At 43.4% G+C, this 13211-nt stretch carries 6 protein-coding genes and 1 pseudogene; 5 read left to right on the plus strand and 2 right to left on the minus strand.

The genetic code is table 11. The features are described from left to right. Positions 1-1240 precede the first annotated feature (1240 nt). Positions 1241-2023: a methanol--corrinoid protein MtaC gene (mtaC, locus tag ACPK8D_RS15710; RefSeq protein ID WP_424718793.1), complete on the plus strand. Its 783-nt coding sequence runs from the start codon at positions 1241-1243 to the stop codon at positions 2021-2023. 13 nt (positions 2024-2036) lie between these two features. After that, entirely contained in the window at positions 2037-3425 is a 1389-nt protein-coding gene (gene mtaB / locus ACPK8D_RS15715; protein ID WP_424718794.1) for a methanol--corrinoid protein co-methyltransferase MtaB, read from the plus strand. Here the strand turns inward: mtaB and ACPK8D_RS15720 are convergent, their stop codons facing one another. Continuing rightward, positions 3426-3572, minus strand: a complete 147-nt coding sequence (locus tag ACPK8D_RS15720) for a hypothetical protein (RefSeq protein WP_424718795.1) — start codon at positions 3570-3572, stop codon at positions 3426-3428. A 252-nt stretch (positions 3573-3824) separates the two neighbouring features. Then, on the minus strand, positions 3825-4844 hold the full coding sequence (mtaA, locus tag ACPK8D_RS15725; protein ID WP_424718796.1) for a methylcobamide:CoM methyltransferase MtaA: 1020 nt from the start codon (positions 4842-4844) through the stop codon (positions 3825-3827). Positions 4845-5377: 533 nt separating this feature from the next. Here mtaA and ACPK8D_RS15730 point away from each other — a divergent pair. The 3 genes and pseudogenes from ACPK8D_RS15730 (at position 5378) to ACPK8D_RS15740 (ending at position 12952) form a co-directional block, all read left to right on the plus strand. Further along, positions 5378-5907, plus strand: a pseudogene (locus tag ACPK8D_RS15730) (O-acetyl-ADP-ribose deacetylase). Positions 5908-6719: 812 nt separating this feature from the next. Then, positions 6720-12386 (plus strand): tetratricopeptide repeat protein, encoded by a 5667-nt coding sequence (locus tag ACPK8D_RS15735; protein WP_424718797.1) that lies wholly within the window; start codon positions 6720-6722, stop codon positions 12384-12386. A gap of 281 nt (positions 12387-12667) precedes the next feature. Beyond that, a complete protein-coding gene (locus tag ACPK8D_RS15740; RefSeq protein ID WP_424718798.1) occupies positions 12668-12952 on the plus strand; it encodes a YkvA family protein in 285 nt (94 codons plus the stop codon). Positions 12953-13211 lie beyond the last annotated feature (259 nt).

A 13211-nucleotide genomic window follows, 5' to 3' on the forward strand; every position in this document is an offset into this window, starting at 1 on the left:
GATGATGTTTTATGAAAAACTCTCACCGCCCAGAATTAACCGAACCGACAAAAATCCTCGTCAGACAGGAAACAACTCCTGACTCCATTAAAAGATGAAAGAGATATGTAATTTAACCCGCGCAATCAGTTTGCGCAGGGTCATATACAAGGTATTTCTTGTATATAAAGCTTTGTGTTATTCCCTTTGACACATTGGCTTGTGTAAGGGATACTTACAAGGCATTTCCCGTATATAAAGCTTTGTGTTATTCCTCATTATATTTTTGAGTTATGAGGGATACATACAAGATATTTCTTGTATATAAAGCTTTGTATTTCTCACCTCAGCACATTTTATTGTGTAAGGACCAGATACAAGGTAGTTCTGGTATATAAAACTTCCCCGCTCGGCAATTTTTCACACACAGATTCAGAACAAAAGGAAAAATTTGTTCGAATCTATAGAGATACTGCCATTTCGAGCTTTTGGGATCGTAAGAGAGTCGGATGCTCACAAATTTGGTTTTTGTGAGGGATACATACAAGACATTTCTTGTATATAAAGATTTTTGTCTATATGGCTTTTATCCATAGATTCCATTGCAAAAGTATCTTTTTGCTAAATCTATAGATTTAATGCCCTCTGATCCTTCAAGATCAGGGGATCTTTTAGAGGCACTACTAGCATATATATCTTTTGGGAAAATGCTTCCAGCACAGATCAAATTAAGAAGAAAATAAGTGATTGAAATATGGTGTTTACTAAACTATAATTTTTATTTTACAGCTGGTGAAACTCTTTTACTATTATTTTAGATTCTCTGGCGGCTCCTGGAATCGGATTGAAACCTGAGAAATATGTATTTTCAACAGTGAATTTAACTCTAATAATTCTATCATGTTTTTAATTAAACATGAATTAGAAAAACTCCGTGAAAGCGAGAGCATTAAAAATAGTACGGCCTCCCAACAACGAAAATCGTAGTTCACAGTTCAGTATTAGAACCTTAAACTTGCTCAGTGAGTTTTATATATATCGGATTCCAATTAAATTAAGGGGAGTTAGGAGTCCCTTTAAGAAATTGGGAAGAATTTGGGGTTTTATACCTGTTTAGACCTCATCTAGCTGTCTCTATGAAAAAATAGAGGGATTTAGGCACCTAAATATGATTAAGGTTTATTTCAGGAAGAATTTTAGTTTTTAGCCCGGCTTTGGCCCCTGTAAATGATCAGGGATCATTTGCTCCTCAAACGCCAAAATGGAGGTTAGATATTTGATAGATATAGATCCCAGTGGTATTCTGGTTCGTTACAATGTAAAAATGGAAAAGGAAATGACGCCGGAAGATGCTGCAGAAGAGCTTTACCCTAAGGATTCAACAATTTACCCGATTGCAAAAGCCATCTTTGAAGGGGAAGAAGATGACGTTGTTGAGGGGCTGGAAAAGGCTATTAGTTCCGGGAAGGACCCGGTCTCTCTTATTGATGACGCACTGATGGTTGGAATGGGAGTGGTCACAAGGCTTTATGACGAGGGAGTTATTTTCCTGCCAAACGTTATGATGTCTGCTGATGCCATGCTGGAAGGTATCGAATTCATTAAGCAGAAGGGAGGAAGGGCACCTGTAGTTAAAGGGAAGGTTGTCTGCCACGTTGCAGAAGGCGACGTGCATGACATCGGAAAGAACATTGTGGCTGCACTACTGAGAGCAGGCGGTTATGATGTGGTGGATCTTGGAAGAGATGTCCCTGTAGATGAAGTAGTAGCTGCGGTGGAGAGAGAAAGTCCTCTTATGCTTACAGGCACGGCCCTAATGACCACAACCATGTATGCATTCAAGGAAGTTAACGACAAGCTTATGGAGAAAGGATACAGGATTCCATTCGCATGCGGTGGTGGTGCTGTGAACCAGGACTTCGTGTCCCAGTACGAGCTTGGGGTGTACGGTGAAGAAGCAGCCGATGCTCCGAAGATGGCCGATTTCATCAAGGAACATGGGGACAACGTTGTGAAACTGAGGGAAAAATTCCATAGACACTGAGGAGGTGGAGTAGATGGCAGTAACAAGATGTACTAAAATGGCTTATAAAAGCGCAGATGAAATGATTTTCGGAAAGGCCGTCAAGCCAGTCAAAACCGGTCTTGGACTTGAGATCGGTGCCGGCTACACAACTCCCGAAGTGAACTACGCCCCAAGGCCTGAAGCCGGAGAATCCAAAGAAAAACTCATAAAAGAGTACGAAAGGATAACCACCGACATTATGGCGAGGATGGTTCAAATCGGAGCTCCCTCTGTCGTGCTTGAAACCGAACACGTTCAGCAGATGTCCAATCACCCGGAATGGGGAGCGGCTGTTGCGCATGCCCAGAAGACTATCATGGAAGATTACCATGACGAATATGGAATAAAATGTGCACTCCGCCACACAATCGGTGATATCCGTGAAAGCAGGGACTTCCTCGAGCTCAGAGGAGGAGACAAGTACAACACCTTTATGGAGGCTTTCGAACAGTGTGCCCAGAATGGTGCTGATATGCTTGCAGTTGAGTCAATGGGTGGAAAAGAAGTCTTTGACCATGCAATTCTCAGGAACGATTTGCCAGGCATACTTTATGGTATAGGCGTGCTAGGCAGCATGGACATGGAAATGATCTGGCAAGATATTGCATCAGTTGCAAAGAAGAATAAGGTAATAGCATCCGGTGACACAGACTGTGCCCAGGCAAATACTGCAATGTTTATTGCAGGCGGCCTGCTGGATAAAAATCTTGCCCACACCATTGCAATCATTGCAAGGGCAATCTCTGCAGCAAGGTCCCTCGTTGCATACGAAGCCGGGGCTGTTGGCCCAGGTAAGGACTGCGGATATGAGAACACTATCGTCAAAGCAGTTGCAGGTGTTCCGATTGCTCAGGAAGGTAAGACCTCAACCTGTGCCCACTCTGACTTGATGGGTAACCTGACAATGCAGTGCTGTGACCTCTGGTCCAATGAATCGGTTGAGTACCACGGTGAATTCGGAGGTACAACTGTTCAGTGCTGGTCCGAGACCCTGGCTTATGACTGTGCCCTCATGAATGTTGCTCTTGATTCGGGTAATGCAAAAGTCCTGAGGGACATGTTCGCAGCTTCGGATATGTATAGGGATGCACAGGGCTATGTACTCGCATATCAGAATTCCTACAGAGTAGGAGAGGCCATTGCCAGGAACGGAGACGATATTTACCTCCGCGCCAGGGATGCAGCAATAGAAAGCATTAAAATCGTCGAAGAAGGAGCAAAAGGCAAACTTGAGCTCTCCAGGTTCGAAGCAAATGCCCTTGCAAATGCAAGAACAGCTCTCGAGGCCCTTACTGACGATAAAGAGCAGTTTATGAGTGATTGCCTTACAAAATATAAGAGTGAAGTAAAAGTCTTCAAGCCGGAGAACTACGGCCTCTAATCAAGGCAAGTTCTTCCGTTTTCCTTTTTTGAAACAACCGTTGCGCCGGTTGATCACGCTGATAGGGTTTGGGATAAGATTCTCAAATTCAAATATTGACCTGTTTTCGATCAAACCTTTTCTGAAGAGGCTTGTGATCACACCCATTTGGTAACCCGAAAAGAAATTCGGGTAAATCAGCCTTCCGAACGAGTTGAATGTAGCCTTTCTTGCCCATAAGTTAGCCCTCTTGTCTCAGCTCAGTATCTTCATTATAATTCAGCCATCTTGGACGGAGCGAAAATGGCACCGTCCTCCCAAGACGGGACTCGGGAGGCACAACCAGGAAAATTAAAAAAATGGAAAAATGGAAAAATTAAAATTAGTTAAAACAGTTAAATCCGTTTCTTGTGTGGATTTTCAGGCGTAATACTCGTTTCTTGCCTCGACCATGGCTTTAATGTGAGAAAGCGGGGTCATAGGTGCAATTCCACAGCCAGGAGCCAGTACATCCACACCTTCGGCGATAGCTTTTTTGGCTTCCTCTTTTATCTTATCAACCGGGCCGGGGAGCAGAACGAAGGGGCTCGATATATTTCCTACGAGTCTTGCCCTGTTCCCAAGCACTTCCTTAGCCTTCTTTATGCTGCCGACTTTTTCTTCAACGCTCAAACCTTCGAAACCACAGTCTGCCAGATAATCAAGGATCGGGCCCACATTCCCGCAGATATGCAGGACTGTAACGGAATTTACTTCTGAAGAGAATTTCTGCAGCCTTGATTGGAGTTCATTTTTAAATGAATCAGGGCTCATCAGGTCAGGAGATGCTACAGGATCAGCAACGGAGATGACATCTGCTCCTGCAAGAACCATAGAATTTGCATAAGCTATTGTGGCGTCGGTTGCAAAATCCAGTACCTGTCGTAGCATATCGGGTTTTTTAAGAGACCATTTCATAAAGGATTTTACACTCGCCAGATCTGAAGAAAGAGTAATAGGGCCTTCCAGACCTCCTATAATAGGCACGTCCGGTCCTACTCTTTCTCTTATGATCTTAATCGAATCTAGTACAGCCCCGATCCTGCCCATATCAAGCAGGTTCTCAGGCATTTTCATATTTTCCAGATCCTTAACATATGGATGCGCAGTAACAGATGGCTGCCTGTTAACTGTACCCATATTTACTTCGCAGCCCATGGCTTCGGCAAGTACGGTCAGGCAGTAGGGAACTCTTACAGCTTCGAGCCCGCTGAGCTCGTAATTTGCAATCGCCAGCCTTGCCATTTTTTCAGGGTCCGAGTGAGCCTCCGGCCAGGGAGCTCCCACTTCATCCATCAATTCAACAATTCCGGTCTGGGTTACGGAACAGACCGGTACTTTGTCAACTTTTTTCCCTTCCAGCGCGTTTAAAAGCCTCTCTTTAAGTGTCATCTCATCCATAATTGTCTCCCCATATTAAGTTTCAATTTGGAAGTTTTTGGCCTTATTTATTCTTAGCCTTACTTATTTTCAGACGCTGCTGATCTTTTAGATCAATAGTTAATATAGCTTTGGAACCCCTTTGAGACGCATCAAAGTTTTCGGAGTTTCCGTCACAGGCAAATAATCACCTTCGGAAAACCGAAATTCCCATTCCCGGATTGACTAGTATAATCTATGTTTTATGCTATATGATTGTTTGGGAATGCACAAACTAAAGGTATGAACGTGAAAGAAAAAAATTGTACCGAATCGTAGCAAAGGAGGAAACAAGAGCAGGTAAAGCAAAGACAAAACAAAAAGATAAAGCAAGAAGATAAAGTGAGAACGTAAAGCAGGAAATAACGCAAAAAAAGCAGAACATACCAGACAACACAAATCGTATAGTATTCCGGAAAGAAGTTAAACAGAATATAAGGAAATGAAATAAAATATAAAAAATATAATAAGGAAATCAAATAAAATATAAAGAAACCGAAGCAAAAGAGCAGGTTATGTTACACATATCGGACAGGATAAGAATAATCCAGGGAGATATTGTAAAATTGGAAGTGGAGGCAGTCGTAAATGCTGCAAATCCGACTCTCCTTGGGGGCGGAGGGGTCGACGGTGCTATCCATAGAGCCGCAGGGCCCGGAATGCTGGAAGAATGTAAGGGTTTAAAAGGTTGCGCCACTGGAGAAGCAAAAATTACAAAGGGATATCATCTGCCTGCAAAATGGGTAATACATACTGTGGGCCCTTTATGGCAGGGAGGCCAAAAAGGAGAGGATAGTTTGCTGGCTTCCTGCTACAGAAAGAGCCTTGAACTTGCAAGGGAATATGCCGTAAAAACCATTCTTTTCCAGCTATAAGCACAGGTGCATATAACTTTCCTTCAGAGAGGGCTGCAGGAATTGTAGTTTCCGAAATAAGGAAGTTCCTTCAGGAAAATGAATTACCTGAAAAAGTTTTTCTTGTTTGTTTCAATAAAGAGACACATCGGCATCTTAAGGAAGCATTATCAGGAATCTTTGAGATTTGATTTAAACTTAGAAAAATTTTATTTTTATATTTCATTTATATCTTTATAACACAAGCTGGCTGCAAAGACCATACCAAACATTCCCCAAAGTACATTCAAAAAATAATATAAAGTTCTTCCCCCACACAATTATTGAGGATCGTTTATATACAATGTTAGGAGATTAAATTCTAGATAAATTAATAATGATAATAAATTCTGATTGATAACAATAATAAACTCTGGTTAATTAGGATAATAAATCTGATGTGGAATGCAGCATTAAATTTTAATCTTTAACGTCGGTAAATTGTCTCCAAACAGGCATCTGAGAAAAAAGTACACTCAATTGTCCATAGCAGGGAAAATACAGGAATAATTAGTGCGCTGCAGATTTATACATCTATAGTAAGTTCATAAATTTCACAAAGATCCAGTAAAGGCAATAGTAGAGAAAAATACAGTAGAGAAAAATACAAAGTAATACTAAATACAATTATTTCAAAGTAGCTTTTAATGGCGAGAGACGGAAAACTGCTCGCAGGAACTCTGAAATCATAAAAACTCTGAAACGAAGAAAATAGGGCAAAATATTATTAAAGCCGATAAAAAAATCCATGTTTAAATATACAGATCGATTTGAACTTGCAGGGGTAAATTAGGGAAAGTTAGCAATATGTTTAGGAATTGCGTTAATATAATTGAAAAGCGCAGGAACATATTTAGGAAAATGCAGCAATATAATTGGAAAAGTGCAGGAAAACAGTTAGAAAAAAGGATCGGAGGAGTTGGTTATCAATCACGATGAAACCTTTCAAAGAGGCCTTGGCCTGATGAGACAAAAAAGGTACGAAAAATCGATTAATGTTTTCAACAAGCTTGTGGACAAAGACCCGAGTCACACAGGAGCTCTTTTCAATAGAGGACTCGCCCTGCTGAAAATTGAGAAAATAGAAGAAGCCCTCGACTCTTTTGATAAAGTCCTGCACTTCGAGCCAGAAAATTTCGATGCCCTGTACAGAAAAGGAATTGCTCTGGCAACCCTTGGAAAGTTTGAAGCATCTCTCGAAGCTTATGACAATGCGCTTGAAATAAATTCGGAAAATCCAAAAACCTGGTACCGGAAAGGGCTTGTATTTGCCGAAGTGGGAAGGACTGAGGCTTCAATTCTTTGTTTTGAGAAAGTACTTGAACTTGAGCCCGAATGCGGAACCGCCTGGTACGCCCGTGGGACCGTGGCTGGAAAAGCCGGCAACTATGAAGAAGCCCTGGAATGTTTCGGGCATGCACTTGAAATCGACCCCAAAAATGCAGACGCTTGCTATTCAAAAGGGCTCGTTTTCGCAAAGCTTGAAGAGCATGAAAAAGCCCTGGAGTGTTTCGATTCTCTGATTCGGGAAAACCCAAGACATACCGATGCCTGGGAACAGAGGTGCCTTTCGCTGACAAAGCTTGGGAAGAGTGAAGAAGCTCTGGAATGTATTGACGCATTTTTAAGAAAATTTCCTGCCAGCGAGACTGCGCTCTACCATAGGGGCATTCTCTTAAACGAACTTGCCCGCTATGAGGATGCTGAAAAAACTTTTTCGAAAATTCTGAAACTCAACCCAGGGAATAAAGAAATCTGGCTCAGGAAAGGCCTTGCTCTTATCCAGCTGCTCAGGCTCAATGATGCAATCGGGGCTTTTGAAGAAGCCATCAGGCTGGACCCAGCTTACTTCGAAGCCTGGAACTACAAATGCTTAGCTCTGATGAAACTTGAGGTCTATGAAGAAGCCCTCGAAGCCTTTGACTCTGTGCTTGAAATTTATCCTGAAATGAAGGAAATCCGGTATAACAGGGCTCTTGCTCTCGTGAAGCTGCGACGTTTTGAGGAGGCTGCACAGGCTTTCTCCGGAGTCGCCGAACTGGATCCTGCATACGGAGATTCCCTGTACCAGCAGGGGCGCTTGCTTGCCAGGGCAGGGAAGTATGAAGAAGCCCTCAAAGCCCTCGATTCCATGATTGAACATAGCCCGGGACTTACCGAGGCCCGGAAGCTTAGGGGCACTGTGCTTGTTGAATTAGGCCGTTTTGAAGAGTCTCTTGAAGCTCTTGCACATATCCTCGAAAAAGAACCCGAAAATTACAGGCTCTGGCTCCAGCAAGGGTTAATCCTCCTTGACAGCGAAAAGTTTGAGCCTGCCCTAAAAGCTCTTGAGAAGGCTGCGGAACTTAAACCCGATTGCGACGCCTGCTGGATGAATAAGGGTTTTGTTCTCTATTCCATGGATCGCTATGAAGATGCCCTTAACGCTTTTGAACAAGGCCTGCGTCTGAACCCGTATCTAGAAAAAGGCTGGAACAACAAGGGAATTGTGCTTGACAAGCTTGGAAGAACTGAAGAGGCCCTTCAGGCCTTTAAAGAAGCTTTAAAGCTCAGACCTGACTTTGAGGACGCCTGGAGAAACAGAGGACTAATATTACTGGCTGCGGAAGAATATGAGAAAGCAAATGAAGCCTTTAACGAAGTCCTTAAAACAAGCCCTGAAGATCTCGATTCCATTTACAACAGGGGAGTAGCCCTGCTCAAGCTTGGAAAAAAGGAAACTGCCCTGGAATCCTTTGAAAAAATCCTTTCTCTTAATCCCGATTACCCCGATCTCTTATACAGCCTTGTAACTGCCCAGCTGGAACTGGGTAGGCAGGAAGAAGCCCTGGAAACCTTTGAAAAACTCGCTGCAAAATACCCCGAAAATCCGGAAATCCAGTGTAGAAAAGGAAAACTTGCAATGGAACTCGGGAAATATGAAACTGCCCTTCAGGCTTTTGATCAGGTGCTCGGTAAAAAACCGGAATCCAAAGAAGCCTGGTACAGAAAAGGGCTTGCCCTGATAAAACTGGAATGTTTTGAAGAGGCTATAAGAGCCTTTGACGAAGTGATTTTACGGAGCGCAAATTATAAAGAGATAAAGAATTCCGCCTGTAGTGAGACAAAGAATCCCGACTACCAGAACGCCCGGACTTACAAAGGTTTTGCGCAGATGCAGCTTGAAAAGTATGTTCTTGCCCTTGAAACCTTTGAGAGCGCTCTTGAAGAAAAACCGGATTCCGACATTCTCTGGTATTATAAAGGCCTTAGCCTGTATAGAATAAATAAGCCAGAAGAAGCAGCATCTGCCTTTGAGTCCGCAGTTCGCCTTAACCCCGAGATGAAGGAAGCTCTTGAGTACAGGGCCCTCTGTCGGTTTGAAACCGAACAATACGAAGCAGCCCTGGAAGCTCTTGAGGCTGTGCTTGAAAAAGATCCGGAGAACCTTTCTGCTCTTCATAAAAAGGCGATTTGCCTTCTGCAGCTAAAAAGATATGAAGCGGCAGTTGAAGCCCTTTCGCGGATACTGGAACTCGACCCTGGCAACGAAGAAACAAAGTTTGAGCTCGGGATCGCCAGTTTCGAATCCGGACAATATGATAAAGCCCTTTCTCTTTTTGAAGAAGTAGAAGAAGGTCCCGGGAAAATCTCTTTTGCACATTCTTCCGTACAAAACTCCTCTGCACAAAACTTCTCTGAACAAGAGTCCTATGCACCGAAATCCTCTGCGCTTTACTGGAAAGGGCTTGTGCTTATCAGGCAGGAAGCTTACGAAAAGGCGCTTGAGGCTTTTTCAAGGCTTACCGAACAAAACCCCCTGTTTGTAGAGGCCTGGTACCTTAAAGGCATATCCCATTCAAAGCTGAAGCAGCATGAGGAGGCAATAAAAGCCTTTGAAAAGGTTCTTGAGCTTGACCCTGCTTACCAGGACGCCTGTTACCAGTTCGGGTATTCCTGTTTCGAACTTGGGAATTTTAAGGAGGCTTTAAGAGCTTTTGAAGCCGCACTTGAAATCGATCTGGAAAACCTTGATGCCCTTTACATGAAAAGCCTCGCTTTACTGCGGTCAGGAAGATATGAAGAATCGGCTTCGGGTTTCAGGGAACTCCTTAAAATAGATCAGTCCGATATTGAGTCTCTTGCACACCTGAGCACAACCTGCTTCAGACGGGGGCTTTACGAAGAAGCCCTTGAGCTTTTTGATAGGGTCCTGAGGAATAATCCAGAGCGAAAAACTATCCTTTTCAGGAAAGGGCTTATTTTGAAAGCCCGTGGGGAAGTAAAGGAGGCTTCAGTAATCTTCGATTCCGTGCTTAGACTTAAGCCAGACTGCACCTTCGCCCTTGAGCAAAAAGGGTATACTCATTTCGAACTTGAGGAATATCAGGAGGCCGTTGAAGCTTTCAAGGAGGCCCTGAAATACTGCACGAAAAAGGAAGATCTGCATTACTACAGAGGCATTGCCTTCTTCAGGCTGGGAAACTTTGAAGAAGCCGTAAAATCCTTTGAAAATGCTCTTGATCTTGGCTGCCAGAAGCCCGAACTTCCTTACTATACAGGGGTGTCCTGCTTCGAACTCAGGGAATATGAAAAAGCCGTGAAAGCTTTTGATGCTGCCCTTAACGCCGGGGCAACCGATCTCGAACTTCTGCATAAAAGAGCCCTGGCTCTTTTCGAACTCGGAAAGGCGGAAGAGGCGGTTTCTGCAGTTGACACCCTTCTCGAACTTGCAGCTGAGAACCTTGATATTAAAGGTACTGGAGAGGTTGGGGAGGAAAATGAAGGAGAAAGTGCAGGAGAAATTCCAGCTTTCGAGAACTCCCAGGCTTTTGGAGAACTCCTTGAAAAGTTTGCATTCTCTCTGATAGAACTTGGAAAGTATGAGGAAGCCCTCCTGCCACTTGGAAAGCTTGCAGCAAGCGAACCGGTTTCAAAAGAAGCCCTTTATAGTAAAGGGATTGTGCTTCTGGAACTCGGCAGACTGGAGGAAGCTCTTGAAGCATTTTCAGAACTCCTTTCAATTTATCCTGAATTTGAAAAAGCCTGGTACAGAAGAGGGCTTATCCTGTTTTCTGCGGGATACTATGCTGAAGCCCTGGAGGCCTTCGAGCAAGCTGTCCTGGGAAATCAAACAGAAACCCCTGAAGAAATTAACCAGAGAAATCCGGAAGAAAGTGAGACCGAATTAGAGAGAGAAATCAGCGGAGAAAATAAGGCAGAAAATAAGGAGGAAATACAGAGATCAATCAGCGGAGAAAACCAGGATAAAATCCAGAGAGAAAACCGGAAAAAAAGCCCCGGATTTAACGATGAATTAAATGAAGCTGAAATCGAGGATGCCTGGACAAAAATTGGGCTTTCCCAGCTCAAACAGGGATACTATGAAGCGGCCCTTGAGACGTTTGGAAAGATTCTTGAAATAAAACCAGAGGCTGTAGACCTCTGGTACGTAGCAGGGCTTGCTTTAAGGGGGCTTGACCAGAACGAGCAAGCCGTTGAAGCTTTTGAAAGGGCCGTGGAGCTTGATTCAACCCTGGAAGCCGCCTGGGAGCAAATGGGGCTTTCCCTTCTCGGACTGAATATGTACGAGAAAGCCTGCCAGGCTTTCAGTTCTGCTCTGACCCTGAATCCTGAGAATGTAAACGCTCTCTACAGCCGATCAGCAGCGAATTTCAAGCTCCAGCGTTTTGAGGAAGCTGCACGGGACCTTGAAAGGGTGCTCCTGTTTGCCCCTGATTTTCCGGACTCTCTTGAAACCTGTTACAGGCTAGGGATTGCCAGAATGGAGCTTCAGGAGTATGAAAAAGCCCTTGAGGCTTTTGATATGATTCTGGAGCACGACCCGACGCACAGGGAAGCCCTTTATCACATCGCATTTGCGCTTTTCAACCTTGGGGAATACGAAGCTGCTGCCGAAACCTTTGGAACACTGCTGGAAACCGATCCCGAAGACCCTGAAAGCCTGAACTGCCTCGGGCTCTGCCTGCTGGAGCTGGAAAGCCCCGAAGCGGCTCTGAAAGCCTTTGAAAAAGCCGCACTTTTCAATCCAAGGAATGAAGAAGCCCTTTACAACGCGGCCACAACCCTTATCAAAACCGGCCGGGCCCGGGAGTCCCTTGGCTATTTCGACCGCATCCTCGAGATTTCCCCTGAGAACCTTGACGCCCTGAACTATAAGGGAATCGCCTTCTGCACGCTTGAAATGTACAGGGAAGCCCTGAAAGCCTTTGACCTTGTGCTTGAAAAAGAACCTGAAAACATCAAGGCAATCTATAACGTAGGGGTTGTCTGCTTCAAACAGAAACTCTATGAAACTGCCTGCAGAGCCTTTGGCGAAGCCCTTGCCCTTAACCCCTGGCACGAACAGTCCCTAAAATATCTCGGGATCTCTCTTGCGAAAATGGGAGAGTATGAGGATGCCCTGAGAGCCTTTGACAGGCTGCTCAGGATAAGACCTCACGATGTCCAGTCCATGAATTACAGGGGAGTTGTCCTGGGAAAAATGGGAAGGTACGCCGACGCCATAAAGGTTTTCAATGAAATCCTGCGCCTCTATCCCGACATGGCAGACGCGAAAAGGAAACTTGAAGCCTTAAAATGCATTCAAAACGAAGAGAAAAACGAAGAGGATTTCGAAGAAAACCTATGAAATGGTTTTTGCAGGGGAAGAGATTCTTGAAAGATAGAGGGAGTCTTTTCAAGACTTCTTTTTTTGAGAGATTCGTTATAAAAGTTTATCTTTTTTGACAGGAATAAAGGTACAGGCTTATTACTATTGGCGTTTTACTGCATGTAACGCAAAGTTGCCTTAGAAAAAAAGTGCCAGTTAGACCAAACTATTATCAGCGAACGAGGATATTATTTTCAGAGATTATTAAATATAATCTTAATAAGCCAGATAATTATTTATAAACAATCAATTTTGTATCTATGGTAGATATGTCGAAACTAAAAGAAATAAAAAATAATGCAAAAAAGTACATAGAACTATCCAAGCTTATATATGCAGACTCTCGAACTCCCAGAGTTTCAAAAATACTATTATGGATCGCCATAGCCTATGCATTATCACCAATCGATTTGATACCTGACTTCATCCCTGTAATCGGATATCTCGATGACATGGTAATCGTTCCCGTGCTTTTGTATATTGCAATAAGATCAGTACCCAAAAACGTGTATATAGAAAATTACGTAAAGGTTTTAAGGACATAAGCTTTTAGCCAGAAAATAATTTTCAGATTTCCTCTTTTGAAATTCAAGCAAGAAGCCCGTGAAATTTCTTCTCATTTTAACTGCATACGGCACGAGTCCTTCTCAGACTAAGAAAGTAAAAATGAAAATAAAAATAAAATAGTAACTATTCAGGGTATAGTTAGCGGCGCTCCTTTGAGCGCCGCAAGAATACCCTCTATAACAGGCAAACTATTCTTTCTGATTGTAGAAATGTATGCTCTAATTCTGCAGAAAGCTT

It is taken from the genome of Methanosarcina sp., assembly GCF_049706645.1.
Lineage (GTDB): Archaea > Halobacteriota > Methanosarcinia > Methanosarcinales > Methanosarcinaceae > Methanosarcina.

Excerpts from the sequence above, each read along its gene's own strand:
- mtaC (WP_424718793.1), top strand. The coding sequence starts at position 1,241 with ATGGAGGTTAGATATTTGATAGATATAGATCCCAGTGGTATTCTGGTT.
- mtaB (WP_424718794.1), top strand. The coding sequence starts at position 2,037 with ATGGCAGTAACAAGATGTACTAAAATGGCTTATAAAAGCGCAGATGAA.
- ACPK8D_RS15720 (WP_424718795.1), bottom strand. The coding sequence starts at position 3,572 with ATGGGTGTGATCACAAGCCTCTTCAGAAAAGGTTTGATCGAAAACAGG.
- mtaA (WP_424718796.1), bottom strand. The coding sequence starts at position 4,844 with ATGGATGAGATGACACTTAAAGAGAGGCTTTTAAACGCGCTGGAAGGG.
- ACPK8D_RS15735 (WP_424718797.1), top strand. The coding sequence starts at position 6,720 with ATGAGACAAAAAAGGTACGAAAAATCGATTAATGTTTTCAACAAGCTT.
- ACPK8D_RS15740 (WP_424718798.1), top strand. The coding sequence starts at position 12,668 with ATGGTAGATATGTCGAAACTAAAAGAAATAAAAAATAATGCAAAAAAG.